Genomic DNA, 16,119 nt, shown 5'->3' on the forward strand with positions numbered 1-16,119 from the left:
CGCGACGCATCCATCCTGAGGGGCTCGGCGGGCGACCGCCGGGCCCCTCGGCGTCTCCCGCGTCGGGCTGCGTGCGCCAGGTGCCGCGGTGACGAGAGCGGCGCGGCGGGGTCAGGCGGATGCGCGCCGGGCGCGGAGCGCGCGGATCGCGAGCGCGAGGCCGAGCCAGGCCGCCGACGCCACGACGCCGTACCAGGGCAGCGTCACGACGAGCAGCGTGCACAGCGCGAGCCCGAGCATCGAGACCCACGCGGGCACCCATGCGTCGCGGCGCCATGCGCCGGGCTCGGCGTCGGTCGCCGCGCGGGCGGCGCGACGCATCCGCAGCGCGCCGACGTGCCCGATGGCGTAGTAGGCGAGCACCGACGTCGACGACAGCGCCACGAGCACGACGGGCGGCGCGACGAGCACGAGCACGATCGCGAGCGCAGCCATCGCTGCCTCGGCGAGCGCGGGCGCCTTCGTGCGCGCCGAGATCCGTGCGAGCGCCCCGGGCAGCTCGCCGTCGCGGGCCATCGCGAGGCTCGTGCGGGAGAGGCCCGCGAGGATGCCCATGAGCGAGCCGAGGCACGCGATCGCGCCGATGGCGAGCAGCACGCGGTGGAGCACGGGGTCGGCGACGAGGGATGCCACGGGCGTCTCGGGCCAGACGATCGCGTCGGCGTACGCGGTCGTCGTCGCCCACGCGACGAGCGCGTACAGCGCGAGCACGATGCCGAGGGCGCCGAGGATCGCGAGCGGCAGCGTGCGGCGCGGGTCGCGCACCTCCTCGCCGAGCGTCGCCATGCGCGCGTAGCCGGCGAACGCGAAGAACAGCAGGCCGGCGCCCTGCAGCACGGCGAGGGGCCCCGGCGGCGTCGCGAGCGCTCCGAGGTCGGTGCAGGCGTCGGCTGCGGCCTCGGCGCCGCCGATGAGCCCGAACGAGCATCCCTCCGCCCCGACCATCGTGAAGGCGGTGCCGGATGCCGGGGCGACCATGGCGATGCCGGGCGCGAGCGACGGCAGGCCGAGCGCTGACCAGACGAGCGCCAGCGCGATGCCCGCGAGCGCGAGCGACACGACGACCCAGGTGATCCACGCCGTCACGCGGATGCCCTGCGCGTTCGCGAGCGCGAGCGCGACGATCGCCGCGATCGCGATGGGCTGCTCCCAGCCGGGCCACAGGTGCGACGCGGCGACGAGCGCGATGGCGGCGGCCGAGCACGTCTTGCCCGTGAGGAAGAGCCAGCCCGCTGCGAAGCCCGTCGCGGGCGACAGCTCGGCGCGCGCGTAGGCGTAGCCGCCTCCGGAGACGGGATGCCGCATCGCGAGCTGCGCCGTCGACAGCGCGTTCGCGATCGCGACGACGGCGGCGAGCACGAGCGCGACCCACAGCCACTGCCCTGCGACGGCGGCCGCGGGCGTCCACACGAAGAAGACGCCGGCGCCGAGCATGGCGCACAGCCCCACGACGATGGCTCCGGGTGCGCCGAGGCGGCGTTCGAGAGCGGTCACGAGCGGATGCGGATGGTCGGCACGCGCGCACGCTAGCAGTGCCGGGTGACGTGCGAGCGTCAGGCACGGGGGTGGGGGTAGCCCCACCGGTCCGGGAGGCCATCCGCATCGGCGACGCCCCGCGCGCTGCCTAGGTTGGACACCATGGCACGGAACCTGCTGCGGCACCTCGCGACGACCGGGCACCTCGTGGTGCTCGGCATCGTCGGACTCCCCATCGTCAGCGCGCTGCTGACCCTGCTGGCGTCGGGCGTGGGCCTGCTCGTCGTGCTCGGCATCGGCGTCGTGCCGCTCGCGGCGCTCGCCCTGAGCATGACGGGCATCGCCTGGATCGAGTCGCATCGCGTCGCGGGCCTCCTCGGGCACGACGCCGGCCCGTTCCGCATGCGGCGCAGCACCCGCACCGACTGGCTGCGCGTGCCCGCGACCCTCGGGCTGCAACTCGTCGACGGCCGCAACCTCGCGAGCCTGCTGCACCTGCTCGTCGTGAGCGTGCTCGGGCTGCTCTCGCTCGTGGGCCTGTGGGTCGTGGGCGTCGGCATCGCGCTCGTGGCCACGCCGCTCGTCGGCGGCTCGGAGCCCGCCCTCCCCGTGGCCGCCGGGTGGTCGGTGCCCATCGGGCTCGGTGCCGTCGCGCTGTCGCTCGCGCTCCTGCTCGGCCTCTCCGAGGCGCACCGCGCCGTGTCGATCGCGCTCGTCGTGCCCGATCGCAGCGCCGACCTCGAGCGCCGCGCCGAGGAGGCGACCGCGCAGCGCGAGGGCGCCGTGCGCGCCGCCGACGTCGAGCGCACCCGCATCGAACGCGACCTCCACGACGGCGTGCAGCCGCGGCTCGTGTCCATCGGCATGAGCCTGGGCCTCGCTCGCACGAAGCTCGAGTCCGACCCCGCCACGGCGGCGGCGCTCATCGACGAGGCGCACGCGTCGACCAAGGCGGCCGTCACCGAGCTGCGGCAGCTCGCGCGCGGCATCCACACCGCGGTGCTCGACGACCGCGGGCTCGACGCCGCCCTCTCCGCCCTCGCATCCCGATCGCACGTGCCCGTCGAGCTCGACGTGCGGCTGCCGAGGCGCTGCTCGCGCGATGCGGAGGCGACGATGTACCTCGTGATCGCCGAGGCGCTCACGAACGTCGCGAAGCACGCGAAGGCCGGGCGCGTGCGCGTGACGGTGCGCGACCGCGACGCGCTGTGGGCGCGCATCGAGGACGACGGCGTCGGCGGTGCGATCCGCGTGCCCGGCGGCGGGATCGACGGCATCGCGCACCGCGTGCAGGCCGCCGGTGGCACGTTCGTGCTCGACAGCCAGGCAGGCGGCCCGACCGCGGTGGAGGTGAGCGTCCCGTGCGCATCGTGATCTGCGAGGACTCCGTGCTGCTGCGGGAGGGCCTCGTGCGACTCCTCGCCGACGCCGGCCACGACGTGGTCGCCGCGCTGCCCGACGCCGACGGCCTCGCGCCCGCGGTCGCCGCATCCGCGCCCGACCTCGCGATCCTCGACGTGCGCATGCCGCCCACGTTCACCGACGAGGGCATCCAGGCCGCGCTCCGGCTGCGCGCCGAGCAGCCGCGCGTCGCGGTGCTCGTGCTGTCGCAGTACGTCGAGGAGCGCTACGCGGCCGACCTCATCGCCTCGGGAGGGGCGTTCGGCTACCTGCTGAAGGATCGGGTCGCCGACGTCACCGACTTCCTCGCGAGCGTCGACGCGATCGGCTCGGGTGCCACGGTGCTCGACCCGGAGGTCGTCGCGCAGCTCCTCGCTCGACGCGGCCGCGACGCGCGCATGGAGCGGCTCACGAGCCGCGAGCGCGCCGTCCTCGCCCTCATGGCCGAGGGCCGCTCCAACCAGTCGATCGCGGGTGCGCTGCACCTGTCGATCGGCGGCGTCGAGAAGCACATCTCGTCGCTCTTCGCCAAGCTCGGGCTCGAGCACGACGACGGCGACAATCGCCGCGTGCTCGCGGTCCTCGCCCATCTGGACTCCACGGGAGGATCCCATGTCTGACACCCTCGCCCGCCCCACCGCCCCCGCACCTCGGTCATCGGGACCTCGCGGCGCGGCCATCGCGATCGCGATCGTCGGCGGCGTCGTCGGCGCCGTCGCGCTCGTGCAGGGCGTCGCCGCCGCATGGCCCTCGTCGCCGCTCGAGCGCGTCGTGCTCGAGCTGGACGCCGGCGAGCTCGACGCGGCGACGGCGCTCGATGTCGACATGGGCGGCGCAGACGTCGACGTGTCGTTCGCCGACGTCGACGTCGCGACGCTCGAGGTCGACGCACCCGACGCCGACCGGTGGCGGCTCGAGGTGCGCGGCACCACGATCCATGCGCACGACGGTCGCGGATGGGGCCTCCTCGGCTGGGGCGGCGGATTCGGCTTCGACGACGACCAGCAGGTCGCGACGCTCGTGCTGCCCGACACCCTCGAGGGCGCGCTCGACGGCGACGTCGAGATCGGCTCGGGCTCGATCGCCGTGTCCGGCGACTGGCTCCGCCTCGACGTCGACCTCGCCTCCGGCCGTGCCGACGTCGACGCCACCGCGACGCAGGCGTCGATCGACGTCGCCTCCGGCTCGGCGTCGCTCGACCTCGTCGTCGAGGGCGACGTGCGGGTCGACCTCGCCTCCGGCGACGTCGTCATGACGCTCGAGCACGCGGGCGACCTCGAGATCGGCGTCGCCTCCGGCACCGTCGACGCGCGGCTGGGCAGCGGCCCCTACGACGTCACGAGCGAGGCCGCGATCGGCGAGGCGATCGTCGACGTGCCGCAGCGTCCCGGCGCCGCGCAGGCGATCGCGCTCGAGATCGCGTCGGGCTCGGTGCGGCTCAGCGAGCGCTGACGCGCTCGAGCAGCACGAGCACCTCGGCGTGGTCGTTGTGCGGGAACATGTCGAACATGCGCGCCCGCACCGGGCGCAGCGACGGCATCGCCTCGAGGTCGCGCGCGAGCGTCGCGGGGTTGCAGCTCGAGTACACGACGTGCCGCGCCGCCGATGCCTCGAGGCGCGCGGCGAGCGCCCCGATGCCCCGCCTCGGCGGGTTCACCACCACGAGGTCGGCGTCGACGGCGGCGTCGCCCGCCGCGGCCGCGTCGCCGACGGCGAAGCGGGCGCTCGACCCGATCGCCGCCGCCGTCTCGATCGCACCGGCGATGGCCTCCGCGCTCGTCTCGACCCCCACGACGTCGCGGCCGGGCGCCGCGGCGTGCAGCGCGAAGCCGCCGACGCCGCAGTACAGGTCGGCGACCGACGCGGGGTCGACGGCGTCGATCCACCCTGCGGCCTCGCGGTACAGCGCCGCGGCGACGGCCGAGTTCGTCTGGAAGAAGCCGCCCGGCCGCAGCGCGAGCGGGATGCCGTTCAGCACCATCGGCAGCGACTGCCGCTGGGTCAGCGGCACCTCGACGTCGCCCTCGACGACGGCCTTGTGCTCGGGCAGGATGCTCGCCGATGCCACGACGAGCCCCGGGATGCGCTCGCGCAGGGCGTCGAGGCGCTTCGCGATGCGCGGCACGGCCTCGGTGGAGCGCAGCACGAAGCGCACCATCAGCCCCCCGTCGGGGCTCGACGTCACGAGCACGTGCTTCAGCTCGCCGCGCCGCTCCGGCACGGTGTACGGCGGGATGCGCGCGTCGGTCACGAGCTCGGCGAGATGCGGCAGCGCGTCGCGGATGGGCTGCTCGTGCAACGGGCAGGCGCGCAGGTCGATGCCGCGGCGCTCACCGTCGAGGATGCCGAGGGTGGGGGCGTCGACGGTGCCGCCCGCGACCATCTTCGCCTTGTTGCGGAACGCCTCGACGGCCGAGGCGTGCGGCGGCAGCCACGCCGCACCGGGCACGGCGGCCTCCGCGCCGACCTGCTTGCGCGCGAGCTGCGCGTCGTACGCGGTGTCGATGCGCGTGCACGAGTCGCAGAGCCCGGCGCGGTGGTAGCCGCAGTCGAGCGCCGGGGCGAGGCTCACGCCCTCGCCGCCCTGCGCACGTCGACGCTCGACGGGTCGTCCTGCACGTGCTCGACGACGACGCCGCGCCATGCTCGGGCCGCCCACGCGCCGAGGATGCCGACGAGCGCCGCCGCGACCGCGAGCGCGACGCCGACGGGCACGAGCGGGCGCAACGCGCGCACGGGCTCGAGCGTCTCCTCCGACTCGCCGATGAACGACGCGTCGACGTGCCCGGAGATGCCGAACGCGAGCACGGCCATCGCGACGAGGCCGAGCACGCGGCCCAGCCACTCGACCGACCGCAGCCCGCCGAGCGCACCGTCGAGCCACGGCCCCCGCTCGATGCGACCCGCGCGAGCGCGACGCAGCGTGACGAGCTCGAGCACGGCCTCGCGCACGAGCACCCACGCGAGCCGCACGGCGATCGCCGCGATCGCGAGCACGGCGAGCGCGAGGCCGACGGTGGCGACGCCGTCGAGCACCGACTCGCCCCACGGGTCGTAGACGACGGGGTCGCACGTGCGGCACTGCTGCCGCGTGAAGAGGCCGAGCAGGATGACGCCGAACGCGGCGAGCGCGAGGATCGTGAGGACGCGGTCGACGGGCGCCTGCCGACGCGGCGCCGTCCTCGCCTGCGACGAGCGCCAGAACCGCGGCCACGCCCTGCCGAGCTCGCCCACGGCATCCGCCCACCGTGCAGACGGGCCGCGACCGAGCAGCACGCAGCCCGCGATGGCCGCGGCGCCGGCGACGAGCATCCCGAGCCCGATCGCGACGGCAGCGCCGTGGCCCTCGGTCGCGCCGAAGGCGATCGCGAGCAGCGCACCCGTCGCGAGCACCCCGCCCGCGATGCCGAGGGCGACGCGCACGGGCGGCAGGGCGCCCTTCGCGAGGGCGACGCGCTCGGCGGCCGGCAGCATCGGTGCGCCGTCGCGCGCGAGCCGCAGCGCCTGCCGCATGCGGAGGGCGCGCTCGAGCCCCGCGCGCAGCGGCTCGCCGATGGCGCCGACGACGAGCACGACCGCGAAGCCCGAGATCGAGGCGCGCGAGACGATGTCGGCCGGCGCTGCGCCCGAGCCCACCATCTCCTGGTACGCGACCATGACGAAGGTGCCCACGAAGAGCGCGAGCCCCACCACGGCGATCGCGCCCTGCGTCACGGCCGCGAGGCCCGCGACGACCGCGATCGCCGGCGTGAGCGGCGCTGGCGCGATGCGCGTCACGATCGGACCCCGATCGTCGTCAGGCGGCGCCGTCGAACATCGACGTGACGGAGCCGTCCTCGAAGACCTCGCGGATGGCGCGCGCCAGCAGCGGCGCGATCGACAGCACCTCGAGGCACTCGAAGCGCTGCTCGGGCGCGAGCGGGATCGAGTCGGTGACGACGACCTTGTCGATGACGCCCGAGCCGAGCAGCTCGGCTGCCGGCTCCGAGAAGATCGCGTGCGTCGCCGCCACGATGACGTTCGTCGCGCCGTTCTTCTTCAACGCCTCGGCGGCCTTGAGGATCGTGCGGCCCGTGTCGATCATGTCGTCGACGAGCAGGCACGTGCGGCCCTCGACGTTGCCGACGATCTCGTGCACCGACACCTGGTTCGGCACGAGCGGGTCGCGACGCTTGTGGATGATCGCGAGCGGCGCGCCCAGCTTGTCGGACCAGACGTCTGCCACGCGCACGCGGCCCATGTCGGGCGAGACGACCGTGAGCGTCGACGGGTCGAGGGTGTCGCGGAAGTGCTCGAGCAGCACGGGCATCGCGAACAGGTGGTCGAACGGGCCGTCGAAGAAGCCCTGGATCTGCGACGCGTGGATGTCGACCGACATGATGCGGTCGGCGCCGGCCGTCTGGAACAGGTCGGCGACGAGACGCGCCGAGATGGGCTCGCGGCCGCGGCCCTTCTTGTCCTGCCTGGAGTAGGGGTAGTACGGCATGACGACCGTGATGCGCTTCGCGGAGGCGCGCTTCAGCGCATCCACCATGATGAGCTGCTCCATGAGCCACTCGTTGACGGGCTTGCCGTACGACTGCAGCACGAACACGTCGGCGCCGCGCACCGAGTCCATCATGCGGGCGTAGATCTCGCCGTTCGCGAAGGTGCGGGCGTCCATGCCTGCGAGGTCGGTGCCGAGCTCGTGCGCGACCGCCTCTGCCAGTGCGGGGTGCGAGCGACCGGAGAGGAGCACGAGGTGCTTCCGGTTCTTGGCGACGATCGAGGACACGATGCTCCTACTGCTGGTCTGCGTCGGTGGGGTCGGCGGGGTCTGCCGGGGTCTGGGATGCCTGCTGCGCGGCGATGGCGGCGTCGGCGGCCGCGGCCGCGGCCGTGCCTGCGCGGCGCTCCTGCACCCATCCCTCGACGTTGCGCTGCGGCGCGACCGTCATGGCGAGGGCTCCGGGCGGGACGTCCTTGCGCACGACGGCGCCGGCGGCCGTCTTCGCGCCGGCGCCGAGCTCGACGGGAGCGACGAGCACCGTGTGCGACGACGTGTGCACGTGGTCGCCGATGACCGTGCGGTGCTTGCTGACGTCGTCGTAGTTCGCGGTGATGAGGCCGGCGCCGAGGTTGACGCCATCGCCGATCTCGGCGTCGCCGACGTACGAGAGGTGCGGCACCTTCGAGCCCGTGCCGATGACGGCGTTCTTCGTCTCGACGGCGGCGCCGATCTTGCCGCCCTCGCCGAGGATCGTGCCCGCGCGCAGGTAGGAGAAGGGGCCGACGGATGCGCGTGCGCCGACGACCGCGAGCGTCACGTCCGACCGGCGGATGACGGCGTCCTCGCCGACCTCGGTGTCGGTGACGGTCGTGTCGGGGCCGATCGTCGCGCCGCGCGCGATGCTCGTGGCGCCGTGCAGCTGCGTGCCCGGCAGGATCGTGACGTCCTCGTCGAGCGAGACGTCGGCGTCGATCCACGTCGAGGCGGGATCGACGATCGTGGCGCCCGCGAGCTGGTGGCGACGCACGATGCGACGGTTCAGCTCGAGCGCGATGTCGCTCAGCTGCGCTCGGTCGTTGACGCCCGCGACGAGCCAGTGGTCGTCGATCGGCACGGCCTCGATGCGGCCGCCGCCCGCCTGGATGCGCAGCGCCGCGTCGGTGAGGTACTTCTCGCCCTGGTCGTTGTCGGTGCCGATGCCGTGCAGCGCCTCGCGCAGCTGGGTGGCGCCGAAGACGTAGATGCCGCCGTTGACCTCGTCGATCGCCTTCGTCGCGACGTCGGCGTCGCGCTCCTCGACGATGGCCTGGAAGTGGCCGGCGCGGTTGCGGATGATGCGGCCGAAGCCCGACGGGTCGGGCAGGCGGGTCGAGAGCACCGTGAGCGCGTTCTGCGCCGACTCGTGCTCGCGGACGAGCTCGCGGAGGGTCTCGGCGTCGATGAGGGGCACGTCGCCCGAGAGCACGACGACGAGCCCGTCGAAGTCGCTCGGCAGCTGCGCGATCGCGACCTCGACGGCGCGGCCCGTGCCGGGCACGTCGTCCTGGTCGGCGATGCGGGCGCTCGGCGCGTGGTGCGCGATCTCCTCGACGAGGCGGTCGCGCTCGTGCCGCACGACGGCCACGAGGTGGGCGGGCTCGAGCTCGTGCGCCGTGTGCAGCACGTGGGCGATGAGCGAGCGGCCGGCGAGCGCGTGCAGCGGCTTGGGGGTCGTGCTGCGCATCCGGGTGCCGGCTCCGGCGGCGAGCACGACGACGGCGATCTGGGGCATCCCGCACCTTCCCTGGTCTGGCCGGGTTCCACCGTACCGTCCCCTGCGCGCACCCCGGCACGCGGCGCGTGCGTCCCGACCGGTCGCTCGTGGGGGGTGACCGGTCGCTCGTGGGGGTGACCGGTCGCTCCTGGCCACGACGAGCGACCGGTCACGCCCGAGGAACGCGGGTCAGGCGCCCCGAGGCGGATGCTCGAGCAGCTCGAGCTGGTCGGCCAGGTACGCGTCGAGCCGGGTGCGCTCGGCAGCGGTCCTGCCCCACCGCACCCACGCGACCCCGCCGCGGATCGCGAGCACGGCATCCGCGGGTGCGTCGACGAGGGATGCGTCGATCGCGACGGGCGCGGTGGCGTGGTTCACGACGTCGCCGATCGCGAAGCCGCCCGCGAGCGCGGCGACGCGCTCGGCGCGGCGCAGCTCCACCGACGCCGTGAGCCCCTGCGGTCGGCCGGGATCGGTCACGCGCGTGATGGTGCCCGTCGCGTGCACCGAGCCGTCGCGCGCGACGAGCAGCGCCCCGACGCGCCACACGCGGCCGCGGCGATCGATGCGCGGCGGCCGACCCACGCCGAGGATCCGTCGCGGGATGACGACCTCGCCGAGCCACTCCTCGCGTGCGCCGGCGGCAGCGAGGCGCCGCACGGCCGCGTCGATGGCCGCGCGCACGGCGGCGACGTCGTCGCTCACGCGGCGCCGCCGAGACGAGCGATGGTCGGCGGCTCCCCCACGATGCGCATGCAGCGAGGGTAGCGAGCGGGTGACGAGCGCCGCGGGCGGGGCGCTCCGCCACCAGGATTCGAACCTGGACTGCACGGCTCCAAAGGCCGGCGTGCTGCCGTTACACCATGGCGGATCGCGCCCTCCAGCCTACGAGGCTCCAGGGCGCGACCCACGACGCCTGCCTCGCCTCAGGACCGCTCGGAGCTCCGCGTCGACGCGTCCTGCTCGTCGTCGTCGCCGACGTCGAGGCCGGGGTCGCCCGCGTGCGGCTGGTCCTCGACCTCCGGCAGCTGGCCGCGGGTCTTGACGAGGCTCGCGACCGTCGCGACGAGGATCGTCGCCGCGATGACGACGAGCGAGAGCCACGTGGGGATCTCGGGCACCTGCTCGAGCGGCTGCCCGCCGTTGATGAACGGCAGCTCGTTGACGTGCAGGGCGTGCAGCAGCAGCTTCACGCCGATGAACGCGAGGATGAAGGCGAGCCCCTGCGCGAGGTAGACGAGGCGCTGCAGCAGGCCGCCGACGAGGAAGTACAGCTGCCGCAGCCCCATGAGGGCGAAGGCGTTCGCCGTGAACACGATGTAGGCCTCCTCGGTGAGGCCGTAGATCGCCGGGATGGAGTCGACGGCGAAGATGAGGTCGACGACGCCGATCGCGACGATCGTGAGCAGCATCGGCGTCACGAACCGCTTGCCGTCGACCACCACGGTCAGCCGGTCGCCGTGGTACTTGTCGGTGACGGGCAGCCGGCGCCGCAGCAGACGCATCGCGCGGCTGTTCGCCGGGTCGGCCTCGTGGTCGGAGAACGCCTGGCGCCACGCGAGCAACAGCAGCAGCGCCCCGAACACGTAGAAGATCCACGACAGGTTCTCGATGAGCGCCGCACCGATCGCGATGAAGCCGCCGCGCATGATCAGCGCGATCACGATGCCGATGAGCAGCACCTTCTGCTGGTACTCGCGCGGCACCGCGAAGGCGGTCATGACGAGCAGGAAGACGAAGATGTTGTCGACCGACAGCGCCTTCTCGGTGAGGTAGCCCGCGAAGTACTCGCCGCCGAAGCCCCAGCCGGACACGAGACCGATGCCCACGCCGAACAGCAGCGCGAGCCCGATGTAGAAGGCCGACCAGCGCGCGGCCTCGCCGATGGAGGGTTCGTGGGGCTTCCGCACGTGCGCGAAGAACTCGAACACGAAGAACGCGATCGTCACGGCGATGGTGACGATCCAGACGATCGGGGTGATCTCCATGCGCTTCCTCTCTCGGGCAGCAGGTCGACATCCGGATCCTGACAGCCGCCGACCGGCGCCGCGCGTCAGGGCGAACCCATAGGAGTCCGTGGCAGCGCCGGCGCCGCAGGTGCGAGGCGCGAGGTGCGAGACTCGACGCATGCCCGCCCACGACGAGGTCGACGAGATCATCGCGCAGTGGGTGCATGTGCGCCCCGATGCCGACGTCGCCCCGTTCGCGGTGCTCTCGCGGCTCACGCGCCTCGCGCGGCGCCTGCAGCGCGTGCGGGCGGCGGCGTTCGCGGATGCGGGCATCGAGGCGTGGGAGTGGGATGTGCTCGCCGCGCTGCGACGTGCCGATGCGGCGCTCACGCCGAAGGAGCTCATCGCGCAGACCATGGTGACGAGCGGCACGATGACGAACCGCATCGACAACCTGGTGGGGCGCGGCCTCGTCGAGCGCATCGCGAACGACGCCGATCGTCGCTCGACGCGCATCCGCCTCACCGACGACGGGCTCGACCGCGTCGACTCCGCGCTCGACGCGCTGCTCGACGCCGAGCATCGCGTGCTCGCCGCCATGGGCCACGACGACCGACGTCGACTCGCGGGCCTGCTGCGCGACGTGGGTCACGGGCTCGACGCCGGGCCGGTGCTGCCGTAGTGTCGCGCGCGCCGCTCGTCGTGCGCGGCTCCGTGCGGCACGTCTTCGCGTCGAGGGCGAGCGCCGTCCTCGCGGCGTTCGGGGTGGTCGTGCTCGGCGCCGGCATCCTCATCGGTCCCGTGGGAGCGGTCATCGGCGTCGCGACGCTCGGCCTCCTCGCCTGGCAGTGGCGGTCGCTGCCGAGGCGCATGCTCGTCGTCGACGCCCCGGGGCCGGGCGCGAAGGTGCACCACGGCCGCGACGGCCGGCGCTCGGTGCGCCTCGCCGACGTCGCCGGCGGCATCGTGCAGCGCACGGCGGGCACGACGTACCGCGGCATCCGCACCGGCGCGACCGTCGAGCAGTGGCTGCTCGTCGGCCGCGACGGACGCGTGCTCGATCGCGTCGACGGCCGTGGCCTCGCAGCCGACGACCTGCTCGCCGCACGCTCGCGCATCGGCGGCACCTGGATGTCGCTGCGCGAGGCGCACGAGCGCGGGGCCCTCCCCGCCGACGCCCCGTGGGATCTCCGCCACCCACGGCGCGCGGGAGCGGTCGCGGTGGCAGCGGGCATCGCGACCCTCGTCATCCTGCTGGCGGCGTGGGCGTCGCTCGCGGAGGTCGGCCGCGCCGCCTTCCTGTGGCCGTGGTGGTGACGCGACGTCGGCCGCGCACGAGATGAGCCTGAGCGGCCCACCGGGTGGCATGCACCCTCGGCGGCCCGCTCAGGCTCATCTCGTGCTGTCGGCGCGGACGCGCCGCACGCCTCAGTAGCGGTAGTGGTCGGGCTTGAACGGGCCCTCGACGGGCACGCCGATGTAGCGCGCCTGGCGGTCGGTGAGGGTCGTGAGGCGCACGCCGAGCGCGTCGAGGTGCAGACGCGCGACCTCCTCGTCGAGCACCTTCGGCAGCACGTGCACGTCGGTGGCGTACTCGGCGGAGCGCTGCGCGAGCTCGATCTGCGCGAGCACCTGGTTCGAGAACGAGTTCGACATCACGAACGACGGGTGACCCGTCGCGTTGCCGAGGTTCATGAGGCGACCCTCCGACAGCACGAGGATCGATCGGCCGGTCGGCAGGCGCCACTCGTGCACCTGCGGCTTGATCTCGACGCGCTCGGCGCCCGTGGCCGCGAGGCCCGCGACGTCGATCTCGTTGTCGAAGTGCCCGACGTTCGACACGATCGCGAGGTGCTTCATGCCGAGCATGTGGTCGGTGGTGATGACGTGCTCGTTGCCCGTCGTCGTCACCCAGATGTCGACCTCGTCGAGCACGTCCTCGACGCGTGCGACCTGGTACCCGTCCATCGCCGCCTGCAGCGCGCAGATCGGGTCGACCTCCGACACGATGACGCGCGCGCCCTGGCCGCGCAGCGACTCCGCCGCGCCCTTGCCCACGTCGCCGTAGCCGACGACGAACGCGACCTTGCCGCCGATGAGCACGTCGGTGGCGCGGTTCAGGCCGTCGGGCAGCGAGTGGCGGATGCCGTAGCGGTTGTCGAACTTCGACTTCGTCACGGCGTCGTTGACGTTGATGGCGGGGAAGAGCAGCTGGCCCTCGCGCGCGAGCTCGTACAGGCGGTGCACGCCGGTGGTCGTCTCCTCGGTGACGCCGAGCAGGCCGTCGGCGATGCGCGACCAGTACCGGTCGTCGGCCGTGATGGATGCGGTGAGCACGGCGTCGACGACGCGCTCCTCCTCGCTCGCGTCGGCGGCGGTCTCGGGCAGGCGCCCTGCCTGCTCGAGCGCGCGGCCGCGGTGCACGAGCAGGGTGGCGTCGCCGCCGTCGTCGAGGATGAGGGTGGGACCCTCGTCGAAGGCGAAGATCTGCTGCGTGCAGGCCCAGTACTCCTCGAGCGTCTCGCCCTTCCACGCGAACACCGGGACGCCCGCGGGGGCGTCGACCGTGCCGTTCGGGCCGACGACGACGGCCGCTGCCGCCTCGTCCTGCGTGGAGAAGATGTTGCACGACGCCCAGCGCACGTCGGCGCCGAGCGCGACGAGCGTCTCGATGAGCACGGCCGTCTGCACCGTCATGTGCAGCGAGCCTGCGATGCGCTGGCCCGCGAGCGGCTGCTCGGCGGCGTAGCGCTCGCGCAGCGCCATGAGGCCGGGCATCTCGTGCTCGGCGAGGCGGATCTGGTGGCGTCCGGCCTCGGCGAGGGCGAGGTCGCGCACCTGGAAGTCGAGTCGGCTGGCTGCATCCACGGTCATGCGCCCATCCTCCCACTCGAGGCGGGCGTCGCGCGTCCGCTCACCGCGCACCACGCGTCCGCTCACCGCGGAGCGCGCGTCCGCTCCCCTAGGCGCGGATGATCGCGAGCGCGGCGTCGCGGACGCGCTCCATCGTGCCCGCCTCCTCCGCCTCGACGTTGAGCCGCAGCAGCGGCTCGGTGTTCGAGGGGCGCACGGAGATCCACCACGAGCGGTCGTGGGCCGTGATGCACAGGCCGTCGAGCTCGTCGAGCTCGCCCTCGCTCGCGAACGCCTCGACGATGCGGGCGTAGGCGGCCGGCACGTCGTCGACGGTCGAGTTGATCTCGCCGGACGCGTGGTACGGGGTGAAGCGGTCGGCGAGCGCCGACATCGCCTCGCCGGTCGCGCCGAGCTCTGCGAGCACGTGCATGGCGGCGAGCATGCCGTTGTCGGCGCCGAAGAAGTCGCGGAAGTAGTAGTGCGCGCTGTGCTCGCCGCCGAACACCGCGTTCGTGCGCGCCATCTCGTCCTTGATGAGCGAGTGGCCGACGCGGGTGCGGATGGGCGTCGCGCCGGCGCCCGCGATGGTCTCGGGCACGATGCGCGACGAGATGAGGTTGTGCAGCACGACGACGTCGGTCTCGCCCGCGGCCTGCACGCGGCCGATCTCGCGGAGCGCGACGATGGCCGAGATCGCGGAGGGCGACACGGCGGCGCCGTGCTCGTCGACGACGAAGCAGCGGTCGGCGTCGCCGTCGAACGCGAGCCCGAGGTCGGCGTCGTGCTGCACGACCGCGGCCTGCAGGTCGACGAGGTTCTTCGGCTCGAGGGGGTTCGCCTCGTGGTTGGGGAAGGTGCCGTCGAGCTCGAAGTACATCGGCACGATCTCGATCGGCAGCGCGGGCAGGCCCGCGTCGGTGCCGAGCACGGCGGGCACCGTCATGCCGCCCATGCCGTTCGCGGCGTCGACGACGACCTTGAGCGGTCGCACGCTCGAGAGGTCGACGAGGTCGCGCAGGTAGGCGGCGTAGTCGGCGAGGACGTCGCGCTCGACGAGCGAGCCGGTCTCGGCCTCCGCCTCCGGGATGCCGGTCTCGAGGTAGGCGGCCGCCCGATCGCGCACGGCGGCGAGCCCCGTGTCGAGGCTCATGGCCTGCGCGCCCGCCCGGGAGAGCTTCATGCCGTTGTAGGCCGCGGGGTTGTGTGAGGCCGTGAACATGATGGCGGGGGCGTCGAGCGTGCCGGACGCGAAGTACGACTCGTCGGTCGAGCACAGCCCGATGAGCACGACGTCGCCACCGCGCGCACGGATGCCGTCGGCGGCCGCGGCGGCGAGGTCGGGCGACGAGGGGCGCATGTCGTGGCCGATGACGATCGGGCGGTCGACGCCGACCTCGTCGGCGAAGCCCGCGCCGAGCGCGCGCACGACGGTGGGCGTGAGCTGCCCGTCGACGAGCCCACGCACGTCGTAGGCCTTCACGATGGCGGCGAGGTTCTCGGAGTCGGTCATCGGCTGTCCTTCGGCGTCGGGCGATGTCGGCGGTCAGACATCGGCGCGGTGCTGCACGATCGTCCATCCGGCCGGCGGCTGGATGCGAGCGGCGTGCACGTCGCAGAGGTCGTATCCGCCCTCCTGCCGCGCATCGAGCAGCGGGCCGATCGCCATCATGCGGTCGTCGTAGTCGTAGGTGAGGGTGCGGTCGGCGTAGTTGCGGCACGTGGGTCGCGAGCACAGCCTGCCGTCCATCCGGATCAGGCTACTCGTAGGATCGACGCATGGCCCGCGCACGCTCCCGACGACGCCACGATCGGGGTCCGAGATCCTCGGTCGCCGGGCCGGTGCTCCCGCTGCTCGAGTCGCGGCAGACGCGCTTCGAGGACGTGGCGGCCGACGCCGCCGAGCACCTCATGGGTCTGTGGCCCGACGACCTCGCGGGCGTGCGCTTCCGCTGGGCCGACATGCCGCCGTCGGAGACGGCGCCAGGCGCCCGCGAGGTGCCGCAGTGGGCGGTCGACCACCGCGAGCGCACGATCACGATCTTCCGCCTCCCCATCCAGCGTCTCGTGCATCTGCACGTCGACGACGAGTGGCATCGGCGCATCGCGATCGAGTCGTGCGTGTTCCGGGCTGCGGCGGAGATCATCGGCCGGGAGCCGTGGGAGATCGCTCCCGACCGCTACCGGCACCACTGAGG

16 protein-coding genes and 1 tRNA gene are annotated in these 16,119 nt (G+C 73.6%); 6 read left to right on the forward strand and 11 right to left on the reverse strand.

Annotated features, from left to right (window positions below; translation table 11 throughout):
* Positions 1–111: 111 nt before the first annotated feature.
* Positions 112–1,494, reverse strand: a complete 1,383-nt coding sequence (locus ACFQPP_RS09750; protein ID WP_376916381.1) for an APC family permease — start codon at positions 1,492–1,494, stop codon at positions 112–114.
* A 144-nt stretch (positions 1,495–1,638) separates the two neighbouring features.
* Here ACFQPP_RS09750 and ACFQPP_RS09755 point away from each other — a divergent pair, with 144 nt between their 5' ends.
* From ACFQPP_RS09755 to ACFQPP_RS09765, 3 genes are read left to right on the forward strand one after another with little or no spacing between them, the layout of a single operon-like run.
* Positions 1,639–2,850 (forward strand): sensor histidine kinase, encoded by a 1,212-nt coding sequence (locus ACFQPP_RS09755; RefSeq protein ID WP_376916382.1) that lies wholly within the window; start codon positions 1,639–1,641, stop codon positions 2,848–2,850.
* Positions 2,838–3,497, forward strand: coding sequence for a response regulator (locus ACFQPP_RS09760; protein ID WP_376916383.1), 660 nt, complete (start codon positions 2,838–2,840; stop codon positions 3,495–3,497). Before ACFQPP_RS09755 ends, ACFQPP_RS09760 begins: the two co-directional genes overlap by 13 nt.
* Complete coding sequence (locus ACFQPP_RS09765) at positions 3,490–4,329, forward strand: hypothetical protein (RefSeq protein WP_376916385.1); 840 nt, start codon at positions 3,490–3,492, stop codon at positions 4,327–4,329. Before ACFQPP_RS09760 ends, ACFQPP_RS09765 begins: the two co-directional genes overlap by 8 nt.
* On the opposite strand, the gene ACFQPP_RS09770 is transcribed toward ACFQPP_RS09765, so the two are convergent.
* The 7 genes from ACFQPP_RS09770 to ACFQPP_RS09800 form a co-directional block, all read right to left on the reverse strand.
* Entirely contained in the window at positions 4,316–5,449 is a 1,134-nt protein-coding gene (locus tag ACFQPP_RS09770; protein ID WP_376916386.1) for a methyltransferase domain-containing protein, read from the reverse strand. The two genes, ACFQPP_RS09765 and ACFQPP_RS09770, sit on opposite strands and share 14 nt — an antisense overlap.
* Entirely contained in the window at positions 5,446–6,654 is a 1,209-nt protein-coding gene (locus ACFQPP_RS09775; RefSeq protein ID WP_376916387.1) for a hypothetical protein, read from the reverse strand. Before ACFQPP_RS09775 ends, ACFQPP_RS09770 begins: the two co-directional genes overlap by 4 nt.
* A 19-nt stretch (positions 6,655–6,673) precedes the next feature.
* Entirely contained in the window at positions 6,674–7,651 is a 978-nt protein-coding gene (locus tag ACFQPP_RS09780) for a ribose-phosphate diphosphokinase (protein ID WP_376916388.1), read from the reverse strand.
* 7 nt (positions 7,652–7,658) lie between these two features.
* Positions 7,659–9,137 (reverse strand): bifunctional UDP-N-acetylglucosamine diphosphorylase/glucosamine-1-phosphate N-acetyltransferase GlmU, encoded by a 1,479-nt coding sequence (glmU, locus tag ACFQPP_RS09785; protein WP_376916390.1) that lies wholly within the window; start codon positions 9,135–9,137, stop codon positions 7,659–7,661.
* Between the two features lie 171 nt (positions 9,138–9,308).
* The gene (locus ACFQPP_RS09790; RefSeq protein WP_376916391.1) at positions 9,309–9,824 is read right to left on the reverse strand and encodes a hypothetical protein; all 516 of its coding nucleotides are present in this window, start codon (positions 9,822–9,824) and stop codon (positions 9,309–9,311) included.
* A 94-nt stretch (positions 9,825–9,918) separates the two neighbouring features.
* Positions 9,919–9,990 (reverse strand) — tRNA-Gln (locus tag ACFQPP_RS09795).
* 55 nt (positions 9,991–10,045) lie between these two features.
* Positions 10,046–11,107, reverse strand: a complete 1,062-nt coding sequence (locus ACFQPP_RS09800; RefSeq protein WP_376916392.1) for a TerC family protein — start codon at positions 11,105–11,107, stop codon at positions 10,046–10,048.
* A 139-nt stretch (positions 11,108–11,246) separates the two neighbouring features.
* Here ACFQPP_RS09800 and ACFQPP_RS09805 point away from each other — a divergent pair, with 139 nt between their 5' ends.
* Both ACFQPP_RS09805 and ACFQPP_RS09810 read left to right on the forward strand, forming a co-directional pair.
* Positions 11,247–11,750 carry a MarR family winged helix-turn-helix transcriptional regulator gene (locus tag ACFQPP_RS09805; RefSeq protein ID WP_376916393.1) on the forward strand — a complete coding sequence of 168 codons (504 nt, stop codon included), beginning with the start codon at positions 11,247–11,249 and terminating at the stop codon, positions 11,748–11,750.
* Positions 11,750–12,385, forward strand: coding sequence for a hypothetical protein (locus ACFQPP_RS09810; RefSeq protein ID WP_376916394.1), 636 nt, complete (start codon positions 11,750–11,752; stop codon positions 12,383–12,385). Before ACFQPP_RS09805 ends, ACFQPP_RS09810 begins: the two co-directional genes overlap by 1 nt.
* 111 nt (positions 12,386–12,496) lie before the next feature.
* On the opposite strand, the gene ahcY is transcribed toward ACFQPP_RS09810, so the two are convergent.
* From ahcY to ACFQPP_RS09825, 3 genes are all read right to left on the reverse strand, one after another.
* Positions 12,497–13,942 carry an adenosylhomocysteinase gene (gene ahcY / locus ACFQPP_RS09815; RefSeq protein ID WP_376916395.1) on the reverse strand — a complete coding sequence of 482 codons (1,446 nt, stop codon included), beginning with the start codon at positions 13,940–13,942 and terminating at the stop codon, positions 12,497–12,499.
* Between the two features lie 88 nt (positions 13,943–14,030).
* Positions 14,031–15,434, reverse strand: a complete 1,404-nt coding sequence (locus ACFQPP_RS09820) for a phosphomannomutase/phosphoglucomutase (protein ID WP_376916397.1) — start codon at positions 15,432–15,434, stop codon at positions 14,031–14,033.
* Between the two features lie 33 nt (positions 15,435–15,467).
* Positions 15,468–15,671, reverse strand: coding sequence for a DUF3499 family protein (locus ACFQPP_RS09825; RefSeq protein WP_376916398.1), 204 nt, complete (start codon positions 15,669–15,671; stop codon positions 15,468–15,470).
* A 29-nt stretch (positions 15,672–15,700) separates the two neighbouring features.
* On the opposite strand from ACFQPP_RS09825, the gene ACFQPP_RS09830 reads away from it, so the two are divergent.
* Positions 15,701–16,117: a metallopeptidase family protein gene (locus ACFQPP_RS09830; protein ID WP_376916399.1), complete on the forward strand. Its 417-nt coding sequence runs from the start codon at positions 15,701–15,703 to the stop codon at positions 16,115–16,117.
* The last annotated feature ends 2 nt before the right edge of the window (positions 16,118–16,119 follow it).

It is taken from the genome of Agrococcus sp. GCM10030265, assembly GCF_042666675.1.
In the GTDB taxonomy this organism is placed as follows: domain Bacteria; phylum Actinomycetota; class Actinomycetes; order Actinomycetales; family Microbacteriaceae; genus Agrococcus.